Genomic DNA, 23,183 nt, shown 5'->3' with positions numbered 1-23,183 from the left:
CAGAGTGTCGGATCAGGGAATCGTTCGGGAGTCAGCCTCGGCCTACGAGCGCGATCACGGCGTCGAGCCGGTGAAGATCGCGACGCTCAAGGGGCTCCGGAAGCGCGCGAAGCGCGGTCTGTTCGAGCCCGCGGACGACACGATCTGGTCGGACGGCGTCCGGAGCGAGTAGCGGCGCTGCTGCCGAGGGGCTGCTCCCGCACCTCCTCCTAGAGCTGCTCCTCGACTGAACCCGGTTCGAGTCCGGTCATGAAGTCGTCGAGGAACGTCTGCATGTCGAACGGCTGCGCGCTGTCTTCCGGTCCGTGGTGCGTGGAAGTCATGCCACCACGCTACGTCACATTGCTAGGTCGTCTAGCAATTTGTCCGGAAGCGGCGTTGCCCGGAGGCGATGCTTCCTGGCGGCGAGGCTGCTCGGAGGCGTCCCTGCCCGGAAGCGATGCCGCCTGGACATGCGAACGGGCCCGCCGTCCGAAGACGACGAGCCCGTTCCGAGCGGCTGAGGTCAGCCGATGACCGAGATGTTCTCGGCCTGCGGGCCCTTGCGGCCCTCGGTGATCTCGAATTCGACCTTCTGGTTCTCCTCGAGCGACTTGTAGCCGTTGCCAGCGATCGCGGAGAAGTGCGCGAAGACGTCGGCGCTGCCGTCGTCCGGAGCGATGAAGCCGAAGCCCTTTTCGTTGTTGAACCACTTGACGGTGCCAGTTGCCATGATGGCGTTTCCTTAACTTTCTTGCCAGGCCACGTTCGTTGCCTGTCTTGCGAGACGGCTCTTGCTGCCGCCGATCCACCGACGGTTGTCGTCAGATCAGTGCGTCCCGCGGGCATGGGCCGGTGGGACGGGTTCGGGGCCAGGCGACCTGGGAAGATCAGTGACCGATGGCGCTCGAAGGTGCAGAGCACCGGAAGAACGATGGACTCCCGCCGAAGCGGTTGAGACCAACCTACCGTGCTGTGGCCGCAATGGAAGAGGCAGCGCCCACTTCTGTGCAGGATCTCCGCCTCGCAGCCGTTCCTGTTCGCCGTCGGCGTGCAGATCTGGTGGACTAGGGGTGATGGCAGACAAGGAACAGCGCTTCCGGAGCGAGCAGCTCGAGGAGGCCCTCGCGAAGCAGGACGTCGCCGCGGTCGCGTTCGCCCTGCGGAACGACATCGTGATCGTCCCCCGGCTCGTCACCGGCAAGAAGGACATGCAGGTCCGCGTCTTCGGCCGCGAGGGCTCGGACAAGCGCATCCTGCTGCTCTTCTCGTCCGCCGATGCGTACACCGCGATGGTCCCGGACGAGAAGGTCCGCCAGGTCATGGTCTACGACGGGCCGCGGCTCGACGAGTTCCTGGCGGCGCACCTCGACTCGCTCGAGGGCGTGTTCTTCGACATCGCCGGGCCCCACACGATGCAGGCGGCACCGGCGGACCTGCTGGCGGCGCTCCGCGCGTAGTCGGGGCCTGGGCGGCGTCGGTTCGCTCTGGAGGCGCGGCGCGCGCCCGTCCTGCGGCTCGCCACGGGCGATCGGTCCGGTCCGGCCTGGTCCGGTTCGGTCAGACCTGGTCCGGTCCGGTTTGGTCAGGGCCGTCGCTGCCGGTTCCGGTCAGAACGCGCGGTCGAGCTCGCGTTCGCGGACCGACTGCGTCAGCGAGAACGCGACGCGCAGCGCCTCGCGCAGGTGCTCGGCGTCCGCGCCGAGCACGGTCGTGAACCCGAGCCGCGAGGCCTCGTTCGCCCGCTGCTTCGCGCCCGTCGCCGGACGGATCTCGCCGGCTAGACTGATCTCGCCCACCGCCGCCAGTGTGTGCGGGTACGGACGGTCCCGCGCCGCGCTCGCCAGGGCCAGCGCGATCGCCAGGTCGGCGCCCGGCTCGGTGAGCTTCATCCCGCCGACCGTCGAGACGTAGACGTCCGCATCGGACAGCTTGAGGCCGGCGCGTCGTTCGAGTACCGCGAGGAGCATCGCCACGCGTGACGCGTCGACGCCGTTCACGACCCGGCGCGGCTGCGGTGCCGAGCTCGGCACGACGAGCGCCTGCACCTCGACCGGGAGCGCGCGGCGCCCTTCGAGTGCGACCGTCACGCACGTGCCGGACACCGGGGTGCCGTTCCGCGACATGAAGAGGCCGCTCGGGTCCGGGACCTCGTGGATGCCGTCGCCGGCCATGTCGAAGCAGCCGACCTCGTCCGTCGGGCCGAAGCGGTTCTTGAGTGCCCGGACGAACCGGAGTGCGGTCTGCCGGTCGCCCTCGAAGTGGCAGACGACGTCGACCAGGTGTTCGAGCAGTCGCGGACCCGCGATCGTGCCGTCCTTCGTGACGTGGCCAACGATGAGGACGGGCAGCGACCGCTCCTTCGCCACCCGGATGAGCGTGGAGGCGACCTCGCGCACCTGGGAGGTGCCGCCGGCGATGCCGTCCACGGTGCTCGACGAGATCGTCTGCACGGAGTCGGCGATCACCAGGTCGGGCTGCACCTGGTCGATCTGCCCGAGGATGACGCCGAGGTCGACCTCGCTCGCCAGGTAGAGCTGGTCGTGCATGGCGTTCGTGCGCTCGGCGCGGAGTCGGACCTGGTCCACCGACTCCTCGGCGCTGACGTAGAGGACCCGCTTGCCGGTTGCTGCCGCACGGGAGGCGACCTCGAGCAGGAGCGTCGACTTACCCACACCCGGCTCGCCGGACAGCAGTACGGCGGCCCCGGGCACGATGCCGCCGCCGAGCACGCGGTCGAACTCGCCGATCCCGGACGTCCACCGCTGGACCCCCGTTCCGCGGGCCTCGGTGATCGGTCGGGCCACGCGCGCTCCAGCGACGGAGACGGCAGCGGGCCCGCGCGAGCTCGCCGCGGCCGCCGTCGTGTCCTCGACCGTGCCCCACGCCTGGCACTCACCGCAGCGGCCGACCCACTTGATGCTGGTCCACCCGCACTCGGTGCAGCGGTAGAGGGACTGGGTGCGCGCCATGGCTCGAGGCTAGAGCGCCCCGCCGACACCGCGGTGCCGCGGAGCGTGCCGGCCGTGCCCGTCGTCCGTGCCGTGCTCGTCGTCCTTTCCTTGCTCGTCCTCGCCGACGTGCTCGACGTCCCCGTCGTGCTCGGTCGTCTGCTCGCTCTCGCGCGCCTGCTCCGGCAGGGGGACACCGCCCGTCATCCGCTGTCGCAGCCGCTCCACGGGTCCCGGGCGGTCGCCGTGCCCGAGGTCCGCCGCGTGCTCCACGTCCTGCTCGGCGCGGGCGGTCGCGACGGCGCCGGCCTCGCGCCCGAGGTCCTCGGCCTCGCGCGCGGACAGGTAGTGCCGGATCGCGGCGACGGTGTCCACGCGGGCATCGACCGCGGGTTCGAAGGCGCTCGCCCAGATCTCGTACCCGCGGTCGTTCGGGTGGAACAGGTCGCCGTAGCTGTTGAAGAAGGTCCGACGGAGCCCGACGCGCTTCGTGATGACGTGGAGCGGCGCCACGGTCAACCCGAGTTCGGTGGCGACACGGTGCACGATCTCGTTCGCCACGGCGACCTTGCGCTCGCGGTCGGGCACGAACATGCACGGGAGCTCGGCGACGACCGCGTGCGAGGGCACGGCGCTGTAGATCGCGCGGATGTTCCGCTCGAACTTGTCCGGGTGGAAGTCCGCGATGTCGTTCGCCCCGATCGACACCGTGCAGATGTCCGGGGTGTACTGCCGCAGTTTCGGGAGCTGGTCCTGCTTCGCACCCCACGTCGTCGCGCCCGAGACGCTGAGGTTCACCACCCGCACCGACATGCGCGACCGGTGCCGGATGCGGCGGGCCAGGAGGCCGACGTACCCGCGCCCCGGAGCGGTGGCGCCGACGCCCTGCGCAGCGGAGTCGCCGATCGCGAGGTACGTCAGCTGCCCCTCGTGCTGCAGGCGCTCCCGCCACCAGTCCGCATGTACGGGGAGCATGTCGACCACGCGCTGGGACGCAGCTCGCTGCCCCCGGATCCCCGCGCGGGCACCGAACGCGCCACCACCCACGACGGCGAGCCCGCCGATGACGGAGGTGAGCAGGGCGACGAGGGTGCGGGTCTTCATGCCGGAGACCGTACGCGGCCTCGCTCACCCCGGGCTCTGGCGGAGCACACCGGTGGACGGACGGTGGGACGGGGCCGGTGGTGCAGGGGAGCGGCCCCGTGGTGGTCGTGAGCACCGTCGGAATCGTGTAAACTCTTTCCCGGTACCGTGTCCGAGCGGCCGAAGGATCATGTCTCGAAAACATGTGTGGGGGCAACTCCACCGTGGGTTCAAATCCCACCGGTACCGCCACAGAAAACCCCCGTTCACGCGGGGGTTTTCTTGTTTCCTAGAGTGCCCGTGGTGCGTCTTTGGTGCAGGCCTCGCTGGGGACGTCCGTGCAGCGCGGCCGAAGTCCGTCCGAACTCACGCCGGAGACAGCCCGCGCGTTGAGCAAGCGGGTGGTCCAGTCCAAGGCTCCGCACCTGCACCCCCGTGGTGAGTCAGATCGCGCCGACCCCTACTTCGCGCTGCGCGAGCTCTGGATCAGTGCCCAGGTGTGTGACGACGGCTCGCGGAGGCCTCCAGAACTACAGCCTCCCAGCCATCGGCGCCCGTGGTACTGAGGTATACCTCGGCTCAGCTGTGGTGGATGGCAAGTTGACGGAGGGATGTGGCGAACGCTGGCCAAGCTCGACCACCGCACGACGCCTGCGACGACTAAGCTTTCTCCGAGCAACGCTCTTCTTTGAAACGAGAGACCATCTATGGCAAGGCGACGCACGCGCCGATCCTCCCCGCCGGCATCCTTCCGACCCGGACCGAACTTCGCGCAGGGTGACCTCACCATCGGAATCCAAGGATTCAAAGCGATTTACGACGAAGTTGCGCTGAGGGTCGCGCCCTTGACGATAATCTCCGGCGCGAATAGCGGTGGTAAGTCCAGCTTTATGCAGCCACTACTGCTGATGAAACAGACCCTTGACGCCAGCTTCGACCCCGGGCCGCTCTTGCTTCACGGGTCAAATGCGAAGTTCACTGAACGGTCGCAGACTCTGAGCAGAGGCAAGGCGAAGGGGTCGCGAGTAGATCGCTTCAGTGTAGACCTCCGTATCGGTGAACATCACCGTCATGTCGTCTACGCGGACTCGCTAGACGGTTTCACTATCGAGTCTGATCAGTTTGAGGACCTCGGTCGCTCGGTGATCCTTCAGCCGACGCTTAGTCCTGAATATGCGAAAAGCCTCGAGAGTGAAGTGTCTGGATTCGGCGAAACAATTCTGCACCAGGCGAAGGATGGCTCATTCCCGGGTAGTAAAGGTGCAGCAGTAGGGATCGGCGTTCATCGTGACCGGTGCTTCCTCGAGGGTGTGGTGTCGATCGGCGATTCTTACCTTGGTATTGATCCGTTCGACTCGCACACGGATGACTGGTCCCGTTTAATTAGTGGCATCATCCACGTTCCAGGGCTCAGGGGGAACCCAGAACGCGAATACCCTCGTGCTGCCGTCGGGCGCAACTTCCCTGGAACCTTCGACAAATACGTCGCCTCAGTAGTGCTCGAATGGGGCGAGAAGAAGGATCCGCGTTTGGATGCTCTTTCGAACCAAATGGAAGAGCTGGGTCTTACTTGGAAGATTTTTGCAAAGAAGAAGAACGATGCGACCGTCGAGGTTCTCGTCGGTCGGGTGCCACATGCGCAGCAGGGTGGCGCGCAGGACTTAGTCAGTATCGCTGATGTCGGATTCGGAGTGAGCCAAACTCTCCCCGTCGTGGTTTCGCTTTTGCTGGCGGAACCAGGTCAAATTGTGTACATCGAGCAACCCGAGATTCACCTCCACCCGCGTGCTCAGGTGGTCCTCGGGAAGATTCTCGTGGATGCTGCTGCGCGTGGGGTGAAGGTCATAGCCGAGACGCACAGTTCCTTGCTGATTCGCGCCGTCCAGACGAACATCGCGCTGGGGAAGATTGGCGCAGAGTCGGTTAGCTTGAACTGGTTTGGCAGGGATGCGAACGGGTATGCGTTTGTGTCTGTGGCTGACGTCGATGACAAGGGTCGTTTTGGCGACTGGCCGCTCGACTTCGACGATGTCGCCGAAGATGCTGACATTGCTTACATTGAGGCTGTTCGGACAGGTCGGCAATTGTGTCCGCCATGGTAATCGATGCGAGCGTTGCGCGATCCTGCAACGACCCTACGGAGAATGAAGATGCGGCGGCGTGTTTCTTGTTTTTGAGCGAGCTGTCGAAGCGTGACCGTGATACCGGGGTCATCGTAAATGATGAGCTCGATCGCGAGTGGGAGGTGCATGCAAGTGGAGCCTTTGTTCGTTGGCTTGCTCGCATGGAAACCCGTAAGCGCGTTGTGAGGGTTCCAGTGAAAAGGCTGGCTGACTATCGCAAGGTCGTCGCAGGCGTATCGGACACCGGAATTAGGGTGGCGCTTGAGAAGGATGCGCATCTCGTGGAGTTGTCGCTTATCGGCCAGAATCCGGTGGTGTCCCGAGACGATAGACAGCAGCGCTACGTCCGCGACTTGGCGGTAGATTATCCCTTGGTTGGATCCATACAATGGATCAATCCTGTCAATCACGGTGATTGGCGGAGTTGGTTCGATCGTGGTTGCGATCGTCATTCATTCGCTCTCGCAACCTGACATGAAATTGGATTTCGGCGTCTCCTTTGAAGCTGAAGAAGGCGAGGGCGGTGGCTGTTGAGCAGCGCGGTCGCACGGATGCAGGACAAGGCGGCGGCATTTCAGCGCCTTCACTGCGCAGGGCTCTCTTCACATCAGTCGCGGGACCCTGAGCATCTCAACCAGGGGCTGAACCGGACGACCGCTTGTGAGCCACTCACGGGGAGTCATCGGGATGCCGTCGATTCGTGTGGAGGAATGCGGTGTCGTCATGAAGCCAAGGATCGACGCTGGGTGCATGTCATCACCAAATGCTTCGATCAAGGTCGACAGCTGATTTAAGACCGGACGGTCGGGGTCGTCCGTAAACTGCCATATCGGGAACAGCATCTCGTCGTCGGAAACGAACGCGAACAGGTCCCCAGACGCGAGTCGCGCGAGTATCCGCGCGGTCCCAACCTTCAGCCGGTCGGATACCTCCTTGTAGGTGATCGCGCCGTTCATTGCGCTCCGCCGGACGCTGTGTTCGAGCGCGTCAAGTTCGCCACGTGCCACGGCAGACCTTGCTGCTTCGTATTGCTCATGAGTCCAAGGCAGGGACTCGAGGATCGCCTGCTCGTCGCGATGCTCGAGCCCCTGGCCGTCCCGCGGGTGCTCCAACTCTGGGAAGCGCCCAAAGTCGTTACCAGCGGCGTGAACACCCAGCAATGTTGCCAGGTCTCCGCGCTGCGGCCGCTGGCGGTCTTCGCGATCTCGACCAGTTGTCGCGGTGTGGTCGGCGTCTGCAAAGTCCATCGCTGCGAGTTGATGAACGCTATTCGGCAGGTCCTCGCCCGTCCTGGCGGCGAGGGCAACGCGAGCCCGCGCTCGGGCGATCTGGCGACGTGTCGTCATGCGGTGCACCGTCCTTGGTCGTCTCGCGGATTAGTCATGGCTGGCCCCGGCGCCGTGACGCTTTGTGGTCTGCCTGTGCGCTCGTGTACCGCGAGGCTGCAAGCCTGTCGGCATCGGCGTAGGCCTGTAGGACCTGCACGACCAATCGACGAAGCGCCTCCCGTTGCGCCAACGACGACTGTTCCCAGGGCGTGAGATCCCCCTCGGGGTCCCTAGCTGAGGCGTTTGCGAGGCATTGGGCGGTCAACTCGATGACATCTTGCCAGGGTGGCGGCCATCGATTCGAGAGGGAAGACCCGACTTCGCGGCGGAGCTCTGGAGGCTCCGGAGGGACATAAGTCATGCGACCAGGGTGCCGGGCTGGGCGCCGCTCAGAGCGGAATGGGGCTGGTCCTTTTCTTGGACCGTTCCAAGTCCTCGAAAACCAGAACAATTTGCGCGACACGCGGGGTACGAGTGCAGGTCGATGCCGCGAAGTACCCGCTTGAGGTCGTTCAGCAGCAGCGGTGCCATGCGCCGGGTTGGCCGTGCGTTGTCGCGGCGGATGCCGGCGAGGGTGTCCTTGACCGTGCGTGTCGCGCCCGGAGGGGCGAGGTTCTCGCGCTCGTGCCGGACGTTGATCGAGGTGACCCACCTTGAGATCGTGGTGGGTGCGTAGACGTGGTCTCCGGTGCCCGGTTCGACGAGCGCCGCGCGGTCGGTGATGTAGCCCGCGACGGTCTGTGGCTGCGCGGGGAGGGCCCTCCGACCATGGACCTCACACCAGCGCTCGAACGCTGCCCAGTCGCCTTCGTAGGCCCGTCTGGTGCCCGCAGCACTTGCGTGCGCCGTGTTCTCTGCGATGCCCTCGAGCAGCTCGGGACGGAGGGGCGCATCCGCGAGTTCGAGGTCCTCCCCGACGTGCGTGACCACACGCGCAGGAAGGCCCCGGGCAGGTAGCGGCAGCAGTTCGGTCATGGTGGATCGAGCCTACGAATCACCCCGGACACGAGCAGATTCGTCGGCGTCGGGGCGCCGTTCGAGTCGAAACCGGGCGAGTAGACCCCTCGCCGAATAGTTGCGATAACTGTGATTCTCGTCGGCTTGAATCCGACCCCCTGAAGTGACACCGGGCTGAGCTGTTGCGGCCGGTTACAGAGGACGACGATCACCTCATTGGCGGCCGTCCGATGAGTCCGGCGCGGGGTATCCGACGACATGACGTCGGCGGCAGCGGCGACAGCGTCACCTGGGTGCATCTCGGATACTTGCTCGACAAGTGAGCGGGAGCCCCGGACGCTGGTCATCGGCACGAGAACGCAGCACGATGGGGACGAGGAGCCGGGGAGGAATCAGGTGAACGACGCAAAGGACGTGCCCGCTGCCGCGGACGGTCATCCGCAGCTCGGCTCGGTGCACAAGAACGGTGACCGCCGGTTCGGGACGACGGGGCTCCTGGCGAGCGTCTACGCCAGCCGCGGGACGCCGATGGCGTCGAACCTCTACCGCTCGACGGTGACCGAGCACATGCGCGATGTGCGCGTGGGCGACGAGCTCCGCGTCCGGTGGCACGCTACTCACTGGTGGGCATCGTCGACCTCTGGCACCTTGGGGCGGCTCACCTGGTTGAAGAACCTCCGGGAGACGACCGCGTACGTCCCTTACGGCCGGAGGCCGTTCGACTTCAACAACGAGACGTTGCACGTGCAGAGCGTCACGATCAGCGCCGCCGCCAAGGTCGTCAACTGCGGCGGGTACGTGGTGCCCGACAACTACGTGCCGGCGGACTGGCCGATGACGCCGATGCCGGACCCGGCGGAGCGAGAGCGGACCATGACGATCGGCGTTCCCGTGCCGGCTGGAGCCTCGGAGGCGCGCGTCGTACCACCGCGACGCCGCGGGCGGTTCGGTCGGCTCACGGGACGATGACGATGACCTCGAGGGAGTGGTGACCATGAGCGATCAGGCAAAGGTGCCGGCGTCAGCAGTCGGGTACGTGTTCAGGACCGAACCGGCCGACAAGGCGTGGGCCTACATCGGTCAGAGCACGCGCCTCGACCCGAAGCATGTCGATGGCTACCTCGGCAGCGGGGCCTTCATGACCGAGGTGCTCGCGGAGCATGGCGCCAGTGGCCTCACCAAGACGATCGTCGCGACGGCGGAGTCGCCTCTCGAACTGCACTACCTCGAGATGCTGCACATCGCCGAAGCCCGACGAGACGGTGTCCGCGTCGGCAACGGCGACTTCGGTGGTCCGCGACCGTTTCCGAACCTGCAGCGGGCGCTGTGGGAGGTCGCCCCGGCCGTGATGCGTGTGGCCGACGACCCAAAGCGGTTCTACGACGCGCTCGTGAAGCACCGCGATCTGGTCGAACAGGCGATCCTCGACTCGTCGAGTGTTCCGGTGGACGCGTTCTACGCAGGTATGGAGCGCGATCTTCGCGCCACCGAGGACTTGTCCCACCCGTGCCCGTCGTGCGGCTCCGGAATCGGCGAGCTTTGCCGGACGAACTCGAAGTCACTCACCAAGCCTCGGAACCCCGCGCGGAACCACTCAAAGCGGCCGCGCTCGTGACGACGTGGACACCGCGGGAGCTGGCGGTCGAGCTCGGCTACACGAACGAGTCGCGGCCTGGGAAGGTCGTGCGGGAGTACCTGCGCGAGAAGTACCCGGAGCACACGAAGTACGAGCGCTGGGAGCTCGACGAGACACAGGCCGATGACGTGCGCGCGAACGTGCCTCGAGCGTCCTGACTCGGCGACAAGCGGCTCTGATCAGCGCGATCCGGGGGATATCAATAGTCGACATGACTGTTGCGAGGCGGCCGATCGAATGGTTTCGGCGAAACATGAAGTCCACGCAGCAAGGTCCTCGGGCGGCGACCGGCGCGGTGTGACTGAATCGCTGCGGCGGAAACCCATCGTCGGGCACGGATGCTCAGGCTCGCCAGCCACTTCGACCCACTCGAGGGCGCGATCGGACCACATGTACCACTTTCGCGTTCGGAAACCGGTACAGGTGCGCGTGGCAGGTTTTCCCAGGTCAAACCCCCATTTGAGGGCTCGTGCGGGTGTGAGTCGAGTACCACTTTTGAGCCGTGATTTTCGAGAACCGGTACGCCCCATGAGCCCTACTTCCCTGACCTTTCAAGGAAGTAGGAGGGTAGAGAGGCAGTTTGTACCGGTTGTACCGGTTTCTGCGAACCTCTACGCACGCACGCACGCATGCATGCGCGCATACGCACGCACAGGGGTTCCTCGGAAGAAGCGGTACAACCGGTACACGGCACGCTTTCCCCCGATCAGGACCGCCTTCATGCGGGTCTGCTCCCGGTACACGAAGTGGAACACCGCATGCCTACAACCGGTGAGGCGGCGAGAATCAGCCCTCTGAACTGGGGTTTTCGCGGCGTCGTTGCACGCGTGCCTGTACCGAGAAATCCGGTACAAACCGGTACGACGAAAAATCCCCCGGGAAGCAGACGCCCCTCGGGGGATCATTCATGTGGTCGACGCCGGCACGGCGTGTTCGCACAGGCTGGGCGCGTCACCCGATTGTGACGTGGCGCGCTGCTCTGCCCGCTGTTGGCGGGTGAGCGCATCGGAGTGGACTTGCCACCCCCGGTCTGTCAGTCACACCGGTCGCTCCCCCGGCGCTGACGCTCCGGGAGGTGCCATCAGCTGCAGTTGCTGCGCCGCCTCGACGCGCGCGTGCGCTTCGTCGTCGATCGCGACCCGGACGACCTCGACGCCGCTGTCACGGAGGGCCGAGGTCAGCCACGCCTTCGGCCGCATCAGGTACTGCTCGACCTCCACGTCGATGATCGCGATGATGAGCCGCGTCGCCTCAAGCTTCCGGCCGGCCCAGAGGAGCTTGAAGGCGTCCGTCGCGAGCTTCTTCGGCTGCCCGCCTCGAAGCGCGCCGATGTGCGCGTACGCCTCGACGAGGACCCTCCGGTCCTAGGGTGCTCCGTCGAGCTCGACACGGACACCGTCGTCGAACTCGACGCGCGCCGGCGCCAGCAGCATCCCAACGTGCGCCGCGATCGCGGCGATGATCAGCGGCTCGGCGTCGCGCTGAGCGAGGGAGTCGGATGCGTGCGCTGGGCTCTCGGCCGCAGCGTACCGACTGGGGGCCGCCGGCACTGGTCGGTCACGGCGCGGCCGACTGTGGGCCATATTTGGCCGTAGCGGGGCCGCAACGCTCCCTCTCGCTGTCGCTCGCTGGTCGCTGCGGACCGATCCGCCCACCTGCTGACCCACACATGACCGCCAACCGGTCACAGCATGGCCATCCGACGCTGAACGCGTCCGGGTGGCCCTCTTTTCCTTCCATTTGCCGTCGAGGGAGCTTCGGCGGTCGCCTCGCGGCCCAGAGCAGGCCACCCCTGGGCAGCATTTGCCCACAATTGGATCAGCCGTGGCCAGGTACGGGGCACAGAAGCTCGGTGCTGAACGCATCGGCTGAGGCTCCCATCGTGAGGGCGCCCGGTCGCGTGGCTGGATCTGAGCCTGACCTGTTGTCACGAGCCTCGTTCACGTCCACTCCACAGTCGTGCCCGATGGGGCGAAAGGAGAACCGCAGGGCGCCGCTGAAGCGGCGGCAGCGGGACCCGTCACGGCGTCGTTCCTCCCCCGCGACGATGAGGTGACGGCGCTACGCGAGAGGTCTCCGCGATGCTCCGACCTGCGCTGCTTGCGAGGGCGAAGGCAGCCGCGTGCCCGCGTCTGCGTCGGGATTGATCAGGTGCTGATCCGCAGGCTCCTCAGCCCCTGGCGTCGCTGCGCTCGATGGGTTGATCCCCGGCGTCACGACGCCCAGAACCGTGGATCAACCCAAACCCCGACTTCCCGCGGCAAACGGATGCCACTTGATCACCACCACCAGGCTTGATCCTTCGGATCTGGTGGTGATCAAGATGAGGCTGATCCATCCGTTTCCCCCGATCACAGCAGCAATCGTGACCTCGATCCGTCGCTGAAGCTCCGGATCTTCGCGGCAGGGAAAAAGGGCATAAGGGGAGGTGACGCCGAGCTGCGTTTCCAGTCCGCTTCGCGACCTGGAACCTTGCTCGTCGGTCGGCACAGCCGACACCTCTTCGGGAGCCCCTGAGACTCTCGCTGCGCTCGGTCTCCGGGTCCCCCTCACCACTCGTCGCTGCGCTCCTCATGGCCCTTACTGCGTCGCTACGCTCCTTGCCCTCCGACGCCCCATCGGGGGCGTCCTTGGGTGCCTTCCGTCGGTGCCGCCCCTCCGCTCCGCTCCCCTACGGACACCGTCGGCTGACCACGCTCTTGCGAGGCGTGGACCCGGAACGGGCAATGGTGCGTCGGTGCTCCTGGCGCTGGCCGACACGATCCGCTGAATGATTTCGGAAATGATTTCAGTGCAGTCGGATCTGAACCCAGAGCGGGCGTCTCACGCGTGCTCAGTGACCTCCGGCGAAGCCCTTGGCTTAGAAGCTGGTTGGTCGCGGGCGCGCTGTCGCAGCCTCAGACGCGTCCGAGGGGCATCGTCAGCTGCTTCATCCGCGTACGTTTGTCACCAACTGGCTGGACGTGTATGGTCTGCTGCAGGTCTGAATGATTGAAAAGGGCCAGAGCCATTGACGGCTCGACGAGCAGGTACGCCAAGCAACCGTTAACAGGTTCGGCTAAACGGCCTCCTCGAAAGCATCGACTTTCGAGGAGTACCCATGTCTAAGGCCGCCCTTAGTCCTTCAGTTCAGACCGGCGACTTGCTCACTCCGGACGCCCTTGCTGCTCGGCTCCACGTGACGACCCGCAACTTGCGCCAGTGGCGTGTCACTGGGGCAGGCCCGCGATTCGTTCGAGTCGGACGATTCCCGCTCTACCGTCCGGAAGCCGTCGAGGCATGGCTTCTCGAGCAGGAGTACGCCAGCACCGCCGACGAACTGCGCTGATCGATGGGAACAGTCAAGTCCTACGAGACGAAGACGCGGGGCAAGCTTTACGAGGTCTGGTACACCAAACCTGATGGGACTCGCGGTCATGACCGCGGCTTCCGCCGCAAGACCGATGCCTTCAACTACCTCAACACTGTCGAGGTGTCGAAGTTGCGAGGTTCCTACGTCGATCCAACGGATGCGCGAGTGACCATCGGCGAGCTCGGGAGAGCCTGGCTCGAGATGCACCGGTTCAAGCTCACCCAAAGTAGCTTCCACTCCGTTGAAAGCTGCTGGCGCGTGCATGTCGAACCAAAGTGGGGCGGGTACGCCGTAGGCCGAGTCACCAAGCGAGACGTCCAAACGTGGCTGAACGAACTCGGGCATTCGCTCTCGCACACCTCGGTGGCGAGGGCACGAGACCTGCTCGCTGGCATCCTCGATGAAGCCGTCGAGGAGAACCGGGTGGTGAAGAATCCTGCGCGCGGCCTCACAGTCAAGAAGAAACCGATCCCCGACGAGGTGTTCCTGACGCATCGGCAGGTCGAGGCGCTGGCTTCGGAGGCCAGGTATGGCGAGCTTGTCCGGCTACTTGCGTACACCGGGCTCCGATGGGGCGAGGCGACTGCCTTGCGGGTTCGTAGCGTTGACCCCGGTCGACGTCGTCTGAACATCCGCGAGGGAGTGACGGAGGTGAACGGTCAACACGTCCTGGGCAGTGTGAAGTCGCATGAGCGGCGCTCCGTCGCATTTCCTGACTTCCTCGACTCGGCTGTTGCCGCGGCCTGTCGAGACAAGCACCCCGACGATCGTCTCTGGTCGTCTTCGGCCGGAGGTTTCCTCCGGCCAGGGCACTCCAGTCAGGGATGGTTCGCGAAGGCCGTCCAGCGGACGATGGCGGCCGACGCAAGCTTCCGTCGAGTCACACCACATGACCTCCGGCATACCGCTGCGTCACTCGCGATCAGCGCTGGTGCCAACGTCAAAGTCGTACAGCGGATGCTGGGCCACAAGTCGGCGAAGGTGACTCTTGACACCTACGCGGCGCTGTTCCCCGACGATCTGGACAACGTTACCTCCGCGTTGAGCCGGCAACGAGCGGAACAGCTGTAGCGGTGGTCGTGCTCGTGGTCGTGGTCGTGGTGGCGGCCGCGTCCGCGGGCGCGACCTCATCCGTCTTGATGCCCGAGCCCCATTGCAGGACACCGTCTCGCATAGGGCACCTTGCCGGAATCAGTTTCGGACCAGCTATCTGAGACAGTCGGAGCCCCGGAAGTACGTGAACGGAGACAGACGACGCTCCGTCTCGGTGAACGACCGGCTACTGAGACGTCACGGAAAAGGCCGCCTTTTCGGATATGGATGCGGGACGGCGACGATCGGCGTGGCGTCGCGATGGACGGTGCGCCCGGCTGATCCTGGTGTCAGCTGCACCCGGGAACCTCGTAATGCTCGCGAACATCGAGGCACAGCGCCAAGACCTCGCGGAGATCCGGGCCGTCGGCAGGGAACGGCGATCGTGCGCCAGGGTTGAGGGTCGCTTCATAGCAGGGCAATCGTGCCCTCCCAGATTGCTACTGTCGACACGAGTCGAGAGGGCATCATGAAGCGCTACGAGTACGTCACTATCAATGTGTCTGGCGATGAGCCGAAGCACGTCGCGGCCTTCAACGAGACCATCAACCGTTACGCGGCAGAGGGATGGACGGTCGCGCAGATGGTTCGCCCGTCCGTCGTCGGTCCACTTGGGGTGCTCTTCGAGCGAGACGAAGCTTAAGGTGGCTCGCACAGAACGCCCTACCCAGGCGATGTACGCCGCGATTGGACGCACGGCGGCGGAGTCGGCCCGGGTCGAGCAGAACCTGCGCGAGTTGTTCGCGCTCTTGATCGAGTCGCCTTACGGCCGGGTGCTCGCGGCGGGCGAGGACATCTCCCGGCTTCAGCAGATGTGCCTACGAGTCGCCCGCTACAACAAGAAGATCGCCGAGGCGCAGCTGGAACAGCTGATCGCGATTGACAGGGCGATCACCGCGGCTCGGCCGCAGCGCAACTTCCTCGTGCACTCGGTCTGGTACCGGATGAAGACGCCCGGTGAGCACTACGGTGAGCGGAGCAGCCGGCCCGCCACCTCCCGAAACGGTGCATCGACGTCAGAGCACGCCGTTTGGACACTCGATGACGCGAGGGAAGTCGCGAACTACTACGAGAAGATCGCGGGGTATTTGGAGCGGTTCATAGACCAGACATTCGAGGGCGTTCGCATTCCGCTGGTGATGAGTCGCGCCCAGGAAGAGAACATCCGGGAGCGTTGGGAGAAGCTCATGGGCGATGCCTGGCAGCTGCCGAGCGACTAAATCAGGTCCTCAGCCTTCGCTCGGCGGCGGCCTGGATGCCCGAGAGAGCCATTCGACGACGGTGGCGAGCGCGACCAGGGCTGATCGCTGCGCACTGGTCGATGCGTTCTCGAACGAGTGTGTCCGAGAGCGGATGCCTGGGCGGACGGTTCTGCGGTCTACAACCCCTTGCGCTTGTTGGTCTCCCAGTAGCCGAGTACCACGTCATCCTCCGGCAGCTCTCGTTCGACGAGCAGCAGCAGACGACGTCCTTGGCGTTCGTGGGAGCGCGCAGCCGCCTCAGTCGGCCAGCCAATTTCGATGCCGTAGTTCTCGTTGAAGTCGCGAGCCCATTCGAGAATCTCGCGCTCAAGTTGGGGCGAGAACGACGGCGTGCCAGCGTCGCAAGGGCCGTCGTCGTCCCACAGCGGCCAGTCGACGCTGTACTCGTTCATCAGCCGGTAGCGCATACCCGCAGGATCGCACAGCAGGCAAAACGCCGTCCGGTGGCCGATCGATCACAGGACAGCTCTGGCGCCGGTTGGAGAGGGCTGGGCGAATCGCTGTCAGCGATGATCGTCTCCGATCTGGGCGACGACGTGGAGATCAACACGGTTGCGACCGGCCCACTGCTGGACGTCGTTTGGTCGTCGGGCGACCAGGAGCTCCTGTACGTGCACGTCGTGAGCTGCGAGGTCGCGCCGGACCCGCGCACCGAATCGGCCGAAGCGCACGATCGTCGCGACCGTCACTGCGCCCGACCCGATGATCAGGACCGGGAAGATCCAGGTCGGACCGATATGCATGAGCCCGAGGGCCCAAGCCAGCGCCCAGATCGTGAGTTGCGCGGGGAACGCGATGGCGAAAGAGAGCTTCCTGCGCGCGATCTCGACGGCGTAGCGATTGCCGAGCAGCGGACGCCACGGTGCGGCGAGACGCTGGATTGCGCCCTTTGGTTGCTGGTATGACACGATGCTCACGCGCGCGGTGTGGCCGGTGGCTTATCGGCCGCTACGATCCGGCGCTCGGAGAGCGCGCATGCTGCGGAACACCCAGATGTACGCAACGACGATGACTGCCGACAGGAGCACGATCACCACCGTCCAGATGAGCCAGTCGGAACGGTCCGGGTCGCCGAGCGCCCCGGAGACGAGCGTGCTGATCGCCATCGCGGGAAACAGCAGGCTGACCCAGATGAAGACCCAGCCCTTGGCGCGCTTCGACATCGTTGCCACACAGCTACAGTCCCATTCGCCTCGGTAGCTGTCGATTCGACGGTACTCAGGGTGATGCTGGCGGTCCCGATGAACCATGGGCCACCGGTCGCCTCGCTGGTCAAGCGGGATTACGTTGCTGATCGTCAAGGCGCCTGTGACGCGGTCGAGGTATCCGTCTCATGCATTCGACTGATCTGAGGTAAGCGGTCACTCGTTCGCATCGCCTGGCTAGTTCGGAGCGGGCGTCCGTCGACAGGTGGTGAAGCTGGAGTGCGTCAGGCCGTCAGCGGACGGCCTGATCTGATCGTCCGCTGCGATGAGCGTGACTCGAATCTGAACACGGGTCGGGCGCAATCGGCATGGCCGACGCCGTACTGGTCCTCGTCACCAGCGGCTGCAGGCTGATCGCTGCGAGGTCGTTGCCAGAAGGATCTTTTGCGAGGTAATCGTTCCCGTGTCGACATCGCGCTAAGGAGCTGACATCGCCCCGCGCGTTTGGGCACCGCGATGACAGTTCCAGCCACCGGTGCGTCTCCTCGGCCCGCGCATGAGGGACACCCGTTGGATGTGCCTCCGGGAGCGGCGCGTACGGTACAGGAGCGTCGTTGGACTGGGCGCGTCGGGGATGATTTTCACGGTCGCCGTCTTCTCAATCCCGCCTTGTCCCGCGGCGAGAGCGGTTGATCGTGCAGTACCTCCATTACGGGCATACCCGCATCCTCGTCACCGACATGGTCGGCAAAGCGGTGCTGGCCTACAGCGCCTCGTTGGCGCAAGCCGCGGTCGCTGACACCGTCGCAGTGCCGACCGTTGATGATGCTGGACTACCGGTGACGGTGCAGGTCATGCTCGCTCCGGCGATCCCGATCCTGTTGGAGCCGGCGCCGGAGGACGCCCTCGAGGACGCAGGCGACCTCGCCGCGCAAGACTTCCTCACGGATGCGCGCTGGAGAATCAGCGCCCTTCCCCCAACCGGTCCCGATGCCCGGGACCGCAGATGAGTAGGCACACCAGAGGTGCCACGAAGAGCTGTAGCGGCTCCCGGGGGACCAGCAAGAAGCCTGTGCACCGTCAGCCCTCGTCTCGTACCGCGCGGTGACGTGACGGTGGTGAACAGCCGATTGCGCGCACCGGCGCTCAGGCGGTCCACTTGCGCGCGCCTGATACGGAGCCGAGCTGCATCGTTGTGCCCGCTGGGCAGGTCATTGGGCAGAGCCCGAGCGGATTGCTGCACATCGGAGATCGGAAGGCCCATGGAAGCTGAGCCGGGAGGAAGCCCGGCCGAGACGATGGCGTTCGTGGTCGGTGCTCTGCGGGCACGAGGTCATGTCGTCGATGCGGACACCACTGACCGCATTGCACGGATCCTCGCCGGCGACCTGACCGCAGAGCGGGCGCGGGCCGAGATCGCTGCGAAGTATCGTCAGCGGTGAACGGCCCGTCAGACCGCCGATCCGAGCCGGTTGTCGCCGTGATGTGGATGGCTGCCGGTTAGGTGCTGGTGGTCCAGCGGTGCCAGGCGTCGATTTGGTCTTGTGCGGCTTCGAGCGAGTGGTGGGTGCCGTGAACGGAGCCATCGAAGGTCACCGCTGTGTAGTCGCCTGCGGCGATGCCGGAGCCGACGACCGCTCCGGCATCGTCCGTCGCAGTCCACAGCTCCGTGTCATGTGAGCTCCAGTGCAACGGTGAGATCCGTTTTCCGCTCACGTCAGTGGATCCGCATCTGCGCGACCATCGGGCAGAAGAACGGGTCGCGGGCGCTGAGACCCACCCGGTTGAGGTACCGCACGACGATCCCGTACGAGCGCAGCAGCGTGGTCTCGGTGTACGGCACGTCGAGGGTGTCGCAGTGGTCCCGCACCAGCAGCCGCGCCTGCCGGAGCGCCGGCCGTGGCATCGAGGGGAACAGGTGGTGCTCGACCTGGAAGTTCAGGCCACCCATCAGGGACGACACCCACCACCCGCCGCGGATGTTGCGCGAGGTCCGGACCTGGCGCGAGAAGAAGTCGACCTTCGCGTCGTGCGCGATCGTCGGCATGCCCTTGTGGTTCGGCGCGAACGAGGCGCCCATCATCACGCCGAACACGGCCAGCTGCACACCCAGGAACGCGCACGCCATCCCGAACGGCAGGAACCAGAACACGACCGTCAGGTAGATGCCGAAGCGGGCGAGGAGCAGGACGCCCTCGAGCCAGCGGTGTCGGACGTCCGCCTTGGTGCCGGTGCCCGTCAGGACCGAGGTCACGGCGTACCGGTGCAGGTTGACGCCCTCGAGCGTCAGCAGCGGGAAGAACAGCCATCCCTGGAAGCGCAGGAACGTCCGCATCAGCGGGCCCTTCGCCGCGGCGGCGTCATCGGGCAGGAAACGGATGCCGTCGGGGGCGATGTCCGGGTCCTTGCCCACGGTGTTCGGGTTGCCGTGGTGACGGGTGTGCTTGTTCATCCACCACGAGTAGCTCAAGCCCACCAGGAAGGTCCCGACCCAGCGGCCCGCGTGGTCGTTCCACTTCTGCGACGCGAACACCTGGCGGTGCGCGGCCTCGTGCGACAAGAACGCGAACTGCGTGAACAGCACGCCAAGCACCCCCGCGACGATCAGCTGGAACCACGAGTCGCCGAGGAACGAGAACGCGACCCACGCCAGGGCGAGGGTGGCGACGAGGCCGCCGAACAGCGACCAGTAGAAGCCGGTGCGGCGACGCAGGAGACCGTGGTCCTTGACCTGCGCGAGCAGCACCGAGTAGGTGGAGGTGCCGGAGCGGCCGCCGTTCCCGGGACGGGTGCGGGTGAAACCGGGGGCGAGCGGGATCGTCGTCATCGAGGACCGACCTTCTGGTGCTGAGCGATCCTTCGACCGGTCCGGAGAGTTCACGCATCCGCGCTTGCCGTCACGCTACGGCGCCGGGATGCATACCACCCGTGAGTCGGCAGGAACCTCCGCCCTCAAGCTGCGGTCTGCTGTCTCCACGGCAGCGGCTGCGCGGCTCCTGCTATCGAACAGGCCCAGGAGCCGGACGACACCGTCTTCCTGATGAGCCAACGCCCGAAATCCATCCCGCTGCGGCCGAACTCGGCCAACCGGATTCCCGACCTCGCCGATCGGCCATCCCCATCGGCCGCGTGCACAGAGTCGTGTGGTCATCCCCTGACCCTCCTCGTACGCAGATGGCCGGCAACAGAGGAACCGCCGGACGCGTCCGTCTGCAACCTGCATGCTGCGACCAACCGGCAGGAGGAGACTCATCTCAGACGGTTCCGACCACGATGCTCGCCGAAGCGCACGCATCCTGGCGGTCACCACCGTCAACGGAAGCAGTCATCATGACCGGCCCATCCACAACCGCTGACCAGCACCTCGCCCTGACCAGCGTCGTCGCATCCGGCCTGCCGGCATCGCTCGGCACCGACGCCGCCGAACGGTTCTACGACGTCCCCGCAGTCTTCAACCGACGACCCAATCCTGAAGAGATCGCAGCGCTGGAAGGCTCCGGAAGTCACCATTCGTTACAGCGCGCCGGCTACCCGGATGTGACGCTCGCTGTGCACGACCGGCGTCTGATCATCGGCAACACCAACCTCGGCCAACTCGAACGGGGCCTCTCGACCACCATCGCGAACCTGGTGCACCAGATCAGCAGCAACGCCCTCGCCACGATCCGCCAGTCACGAGCTGACGCGCAGACCGCGCAAGATGCACAACTCGCTCGCGCCCAAGACACCACCCGCGCAGCCGAACGCATCCACTTCACCCCCGACACGTCCATCACGCCTGACAACGGCGCGCCGAACACGGTCGCAGAGCCGAAGCCGGCAACCCGGTGAGCCAGCCTTCCCCGGCAGTGACGGTCTCTGCGGAACCGTCCAGGATGCGGCTCCGTCCGGATGGGCTGATCACCACCGGTTTGACGGCGGCGACGAAGGAGAACAGCATGCCGGATCACGCAACCCACGTCACGCTCGACCCCGCCGGAGTACTGCGAACCCTCGTCCTCCAAGAGCCCGACCACCCAGACATCACCCTCACTCTCCGCGGAACCGCCCCAGAAACGCTGCAGTACAACGGGCGGATCTGGGCAGCCACCCACCACCGGCTCCATCGACCAATGGCCCGCAACGGCTACCAGTACACGCTCCTGCAACCCCCGAAAGCTTCCCCGGAACACCCCTGACAGCTCCGTCGCAGACCGCCGAATCACCGGAAGGCGTGAAACGGTTCCAGCCGCGAGCAACGATGTCGGCGGTTGGCGGCATACTGACTCGCGGATGCCGTCGGACAACCTGCCCCCAGTCGCCGTCGACCGCCGAGGTACGAATGTCGACGAAGCGGTCGCGTTCTACGAAGACGTCTACGCGAGCCAGGACATTCACATCGGCAAGCCCACCGCCGACGGATTCACATGGCGGTACCGCGCCGTCGGCGACGACGACGAGCTCACGCTGGGCACATCCGCTGTCGACGCGAACCGCTGGGGCACCATCGGCCAACACGGCACTTACATCCTCGCCTGGACCACCACCCCGGGCATCGTCCTCGACGTCGACACGCGAGACGCGATCGCGATGCCACCGAACGTGCCCGTGATGTACCCATCGGGGCGCCCGTTCGAGTTCAACGCTGCGCCAGGTACCCAGCACATGATCCGCTTCGACGGCACCTTCCTCGAGAACGTCGCCGCAGCCCAGCTCGGCGCAATCCCCGGTCCGCTGCAGTTCCGGAACCTTCCCGACCCGGAACAACTCGAACGCCTCAGACAGGTGATCCGTGCGGCAGCACCCGAGCTGCTGCACTCCGGAACGGGCCGGTGGCGACGAGCAGCTGTGAACATGCTTGTCGCAGAAGCAACAGTCGACGCTTTCCACGCCACCCCCGACGTCGACATCGTCTTCCACGACGGCCCAGCGACGATGCGCTTTGCGCAGGAGTGGATGGTCGCTAACGCTCATCGACACATCACCAGCACTGACGTCGCTCAGGCGGCCGGCATCAACGCCCGCGCCCTGCAAGCAGCCTTCCAACGCCACGCGGACACCACCCCCATGGCTTTCCTCCGCCAGATCCGGCTCCACCGGGTCCGTGCACAGCTCGTCGCCGGCGAAGCCCCAACGACCGTCATCGCAGACGTCGCACGAGGCTGGGGCTTCGGACACCTCGGACGATTCGCCAGCTACTACGCCGACACCTTCGGAGAACGACCATCCGACACGCTCCGCAGACCGTCACGGTGACTCAGCAGCAACACAGAATTGGGTCCCGATAGCCGATTGGCTATCGGGACTGCTGAGCGCTATCGAGGAATGCCATGACGGCGGGCCCCGGGTGGCCGGTCCAGATTGCGCGCAGCGATCGGATCAGTGGCGGGCCGAGCAGCGGTGCCCGGACGAGGGCACCGTCGGAGAGGTCGCTGCCGACGGTGCGGAGACTCATCACCGCGGGCGCGATGCCCGCCCGCGCGTTGGCGCGGATGATGCCCGTCGTCTCCAGCACCGCCGCTGGGACGACCAGGCGGAGCCCAGCACGGTCGAGCCACGCCTCGACCGTGGCGCGGGTGCCGGACCCTTCCTCTCGGAGTAGCAGCGGCGTCTCCGCGAGGTCATCCGCGGTGATGCCCGACGCGCTTGCCCACGGATGCTGCGGAGCGACGACGACGACGAGTTCGTCTTCGTCGACCACCAGCGAGGACAGGTCAGGTGGCGCAGCAGGGGTCTCCGTGAATCCGAGATCGGCAGCGCCGGAGCGAACGAGGTCGATCACGGCGGCGGAGTTCCCCGCGATCAGGCGCACCGACGCATCCGGCGCGATAGCCCGGTGGGCGAGCAACCATCCGGGCAGCAGCAGCTCGGCGATCGTCTGCGACGCTGCGACCACGAGGGATCCCGCGGGTTCTCGAAGCGCGGCGACTCCTGCTTCGAGCCGCCGGGAGGCCTCCAACACCGGGACGGCCAGGCCGAGCACCACTCGGCCTGCGTCGGTCAGCGCGGTCCCTGATGCCGTCCGGTGCGCCAGCGGCTGGCCGATTGCCTGTTCCGCGGCACGCAAGCGCGCTGACACCGCCTGCTGTGTCACCCCCAACACGTCGGCCGCTCGGGTCAACGAACCGGTCTCCGCGACGCGGACGAGGACCTCGAGGGTGTCGAGGTCCAGAGTCCGGTCCGTCAGCCGCCGCAGTGCCACAAGCAACCATTGTGCCCTGCCAACGAGTTCGCCGTTCCAGAACCACGGGGCACACGCGCACGCTGGGTGCATGTCCGCTCACCTCGCCCACGCA

General features: G+C 65.8%; 26 protein-coding genes and 1 tRNA gene. 16 read left to right on the top strand and 11 right to left on the bottom strand.

The annotated features are described in order from the left end of the window. The first annotated feature begins 4 nt into the window (after positions 1 to 4). The gene (locus JOD95_RS08665; RefSeq protein ID WP_209684597.1) at positions 5 to 172 is read left to right on the top strand and encodes a hypothetical protein; all 168 of its coding nucleotides are present in this window, start codon (positions 5 to 7) and stop codon (positions 170 to 172) included. A gap of 333 nt (positions 173 to 505) precedes the next feature. On the opposite strand, the gene JOD95_RS08660 is transcribed toward JOD95_RS08665, so the two are convergent. Next, positions 506 to 712, bottom strand: coding sequence for a cold-shock protein (locus tag JOD95_RS08660; RefSeq protein WP_022904520.1), 207 nt, complete (start codon positions 710 to 712; stop codon positions 506 to 508). A 343-nt stretch (positions 713 to 1,055) separates the two neighbouring features. Between JOD95_RS08660 and JOD95_RS08655 the strand changes: the two genes are divergently transcribed. After that, positions 1,056 to 1,439, top strand: a complete 384-nt coding sequence (locus tag JOD95_RS08655) for an SseB family protein (RefSeq protein WP_066651438.1) — start codon at positions 1,056 to 1,058, stop codon at positions 1,437 to 1,439. Positions 1,440 to 1,589: 150 nt separating this feature from the next. On the opposite strand, the gene radA is transcribed toward JOD95_RS08655, so the two are convergent. Together radA and JOD95_RS08645 are read right to left on the bottom strand one after the other, a co-directional pair. After that, a complete protein-coding gene (gene radA / locus JOD95_RS08650) occupies positions 1,590 to 2,951 on the bottom strand; it encodes a DNA repair protein RadA (RefSeq protein WP_066651439.1) in 1,362 nt (453 codons plus the stop codon). Positions 2,952 to 2,960: 9 nt separating this feature from the next. Further along, positions 2,961 to 4,034 carry an SGNH/GDSL hydrolase family protein gene (locus JOD95_RS08645; RefSeq protein WP_209684596.1) on the bottom strand — a complete coding sequence of 358 codons (1,074 nt, stop codon included), beginning with the start codon at positions 4,032 to 4,034 and terminating at the stop codon, positions 2,961 to 2,963. 141 nt (positions 4,035 to 4,175) lie between these two features. Between JOD95_RS08645 and JOD95_RS08640 the strand changes: the two genes are divergently transcribed. The 3 genes from JOD95_RS08640 (at position 4,176) to JOD95_RS08630 (ending at position 6,609) form a co-directional block, all read left to right on the top strand. Next, a tRNA-Ser gene (locus tag JOD95_RS08640) sits at positions 4,176 to 4,265 on the top strand. A gap of 593 nt (positions 4,266 to 4,858) precedes the next feature. Continuing rightward, a complete protein-coding gene (locus JOD95_RS08635) occupies positions 4,859 to 6,115 on the top strand; it encodes an AAA family ATPase (RefSeq protein ID WP_209684595.1) in 1,257 nt (418 codons plus the stop codon). Beyond that, positions 6,109 to 6,609 carry a hypothetical protein gene (locus JOD95_RS08630; RefSeq protein ID WP_209684593.1) on the top strand — a complete coding sequence of 167 codons (501 nt, stop codon included), beginning with the start codon at positions 6,109 to 6,111 and terminating at the stop codon, positions 6,607 to 6,609. The genes JOD95_RS08635 and JOD95_RS08630 overlap by 7 nt, the downstream gene beginning before the upstream one ends. Before the next feature lie 129 nt (positions 6,610 to 6,738). Here JOD95_RS08630 and JOD95_RS08625 read toward each other — a convergent pair whose 3' ends face one another. Both JOD95_RS08625 and JOD95_RS08620 read right to left on the bottom strand, forming a co-directional pair. Next, complete coding sequence (locus JOD95_RS08625) at positions 6,739 to 7,482, bottom strand: hypothetical protein (protein ID WP_209684591.1); 744 nt, start codon at positions 7,480 to 7,482, stop codon at positions 6,739 to 6,741. 339 nt (positions 7,483 to 7,821) lie between these two features. Continuing rightward, entirely contained in the window at positions 7,822 to 8,439 is a 618-nt protein-coding gene (locus tag JOD95_RS08620) for a hypothetical protein (RefSeq protein WP_209684588.1), read from the bottom strand. Between the two features lie 378 nt (positions 8,440 to 8,817). Between JOD95_RS08620 and JOD95_RS08615 the strand changes: the two genes are divergently transcribed. The 4 genes from JOD95_RS08615 to JOD95_RS08600 all read left to right on the top strand — a co-directional run bounded on the left by JOD95_RS08615 (position 8,818) and on the right by JOD95_RS08600 (position 11,652). Next, complete coding sequence (locus JOD95_RS08615; RefSeq protein WP_209684585.1) at positions 8,818 to 9,390, top strand: hypothetical protein; 573 nt, start codon at positions 8,818 to 8,820, stop codon at positions 9,388 to 9,390. A gap of 25 nt (positions 9,391 to 9,415) precedes the next feature. Next, on the top strand, positions 9,416 to 10,036 hold the full coding sequence (locus JOD95_RS08610; protein ID WP_209684584.1) for a hypothetical protein: 621 nt from the start codon (positions 9,416 to 9,418) through the stop codon (positions 10,034 to 10,036). Continuing rightward, entirely contained in the window at positions 10,033 to 10,215 is a 183-nt protein-coding gene (locus tag JOD95_RS08605) for a hypothetical protein (RefSeq protein ID WP_209684944.1), read from the top strand. Before JOD95_RS08610 ends, JOD95_RS08605 begins: the two co-directional genes overlap by 4 nt. A 933-nt stretch (positions 10,216 to 11,148) precedes the next feature. Beyond that, positions 11,149 to 11,652, top strand: a complete 504-nt coding sequence (locus tag JOD95_RS08600) for a hypothetical protein (protein ID WP_209684582.1) — start codon at positions 11,149 to 11,151, stop codon at positions 11,650 to 11,652. 640 nt (positions 11,653 to 12,292) lie between these two features. On the opposite strand, the gene JOD95_RS08595 is transcribed toward JOD95_RS08600, so the two are convergent. Continuing rightward, complete coding sequence (locus tag JOD95_RS08595) at positions 12,293 to 12,547, bottom strand: hypothetical protein (RefSeq protein ID WP_209684580.1); 255 nt, start codon at positions 12,545 to 12,547, stop codon at positions 12,293 to 12,295. Positions 12,548 to 13,388: 841 nt separating this feature from the next. Here JOD95_RS08595 and JOD95_RS08590 point away from each other — a divergent pair. The 3 genes from JOD95_RS08590 to JOD95_RS08580 all read left to right on the top strand — a co-directional run bounded on the left by JOD95_RS08590 (position 13,389) and on the right by JOD95_RS08580 (position 15,721). Continuing rightward, the gene (locus JOD95_RS08590; protein ID WP_066651460.1) at positions 13,389 to 14,480 is read left to right on the top strand and encodes a site-specific integrase; all 1,092 of its coding nucleotides are present in this window, start codon (positions 13,389 to 13,391) and stop codon (positions 14,478 to 14,480) included. Positions 14,481 to 14,970: 490 nt separating this feature from the next. Further along, complete coding sequence (locus tag JOD95_RS08585) at positions 14,971 to 15,144, top strand: DUF4177 domain-containing protein (RefSeq protein ID WP_139266338.1); 174 nt, start codon at positions 14,971 to 14,973, stop codon at positions 15,142 to 15,144. A gap of 1 nt (position 15,145) precedes the next feature. Next, the gene (locus JOD95_RS08580; RefSeq protein WP_144411197.1) at positions 15,146 to 15,721 is read left to right on the top strand and encodes a hypothetical protein; all 576 of its coding nucleotides are present in this window, start codon (positions 15,146 to 15,148) and stop codon (positions 15,719 to 15,721) included. A 158-nt stretch (positions 15,722 to 15,879) separates the two neighbouring features. Here the strand turns inward: JOD95_RS08580 and JOD95_RS08575 are convergent, their stop codons facing one another. The 3 genes from JOD95_RS08575 to JOD95_RS08565 form a co-directional block, all read right to left on the bottom strand. Continuing rightward, complete coding sequence (locus JOD95_RS08575) at positions 15,880 to 16,170, bottom strand: hypothetical protein (RefSeq protein ID WP_066651462.1); 291 nt, start codon at positions 16,168 to 16,170, stop codon at positions 15,880 to 15,882. Positions 16,171 to 16,266: 96 nt separating this feature from the next. Then, a complete protein-coding gene (locus tag JOD95_RS08570) occupies positions 16,267 to 16,680 on the bottom strand; it encodes a hypothetical protein (RefSeq protein WP_066651463.1) in 414 nt (137 codons plus the stop codon). A 21-nt stretch (positions 16,681 to 16,701) separates the two neighbouring features. Further along, a complete protein-coding gene (locus JOD95_RS08565) occupies positions 16,702 to 16,935 on the bottom strand; it encodes a hypothetical protein (RefSeq protein WP_139266336.1) in 234 nt (77 codons plus the stop codon). A 668-nt stretch (positions 16,936 to 17,603) separates the two neighbouring features. Between JOD95_RS08565 and JOD95_RS08560 the strand changes: the two genes are divergently transcribed. Together JOD95_RS08560 and JOD95_RS08555 are read left to right on the top strand one after the other, a co-directional pair. Then, a complete protein-coding gene (locus JOD95_RS08560) occupies positions 17,604 to 17,918 on the top strand; it encodes a hypothetical protein (protein WP_071282834.1) in 315 nt (104 codons plus the stop codon). Positions 17,919 to 18,170: 252 nt separating this feature from the next. After that, a complete protein-coding gene (locus JOD95_RS08555) occupies positions 18,171 to 18,350 on the top strand; it encodes a hypothetical protein (protein WP_139266335.1) in 180 nt (59 codons plus the stop codon). Between the two features lie 275 nt (positions 18,351 to 18,625). Here JOD95_RS08555 and JOD95_RS08550 read toward each other — a convergent pair whose 3' ends face one another. Next, a complete protein-coding gene (locus tag JOD95_RS08550; RefSeq protein ID WP_066651471.1) occupies positions 18,626 to 19,735 on the bottom strand; it encodes an acyl-CoA desaturase in 1,110 nt (369 codons plus the stop codon). Positions 19,736 to 20,238: 503 nt separating this feature from the next. On the opposite strand from JOD95_RS08550, the gene JOD95_RS08545 reads away from it, so the two are divergent. Together JOD95_RS08545 and JOD95_RS08540 are read left to right on the top strand one after the other, a co-directional pair. Beyond that, positions 20,239 to 20,739, top strand: a complete 501-nt coding sequence (locus tag JOD95_RS08545; protein WP_139266334.1) for a hypothetical protein — start codon at positions 20,239 to 20,241, stop codon at positions 20,737 to 20,739. A gap of 441 nt (positions 20,740 to 21,180) precedes the next feature. Beyond that, on the top strand, positions 21,181 to 22,143 hold the full coding sequence (locus JOD95_RS08540; protein ID WP_071282830.1) for a helix-turn-helix domain-containing protein: 963 nt from the start codon (positions 21,181 to 21,183) through the stop codon (positions 22,141 to 22,143). A gap of 40 nt (positions 22,144 to 22,183) precedes the next feature. Here the strand turns inward: JOD95_RS08540 and JOD95_RS08535 are convergent, their stop codons facing one another. Next, positions 22,184 to 23,089: a LysR family transcriptional regulator gene (locus JOD95_RS08535; RefSeq protein ID WP_209684578.1), complete on the bottom strand. Its 906-nt coding sequence runs from the start codon at positions 23,087 to 23,089 to the stop codon at positions 22,184 to 22,186. Positions 23,090 to 23,183 lie beyond the last annotated feature (94 nt).

The organism is Curtobacterium sp. 1310, assembly GCF_017834105.1.
Taxonomy (GTDB): Bacteria; Actinomycetota; Actinomycetes; order Actinomycetales; family Microbacteriaceae; genus Curtobacterium.
Note: the sequence above shows the minus strand (reverse complement) of the source record. Positions and strands in the feature narration are given on the sequence as shown.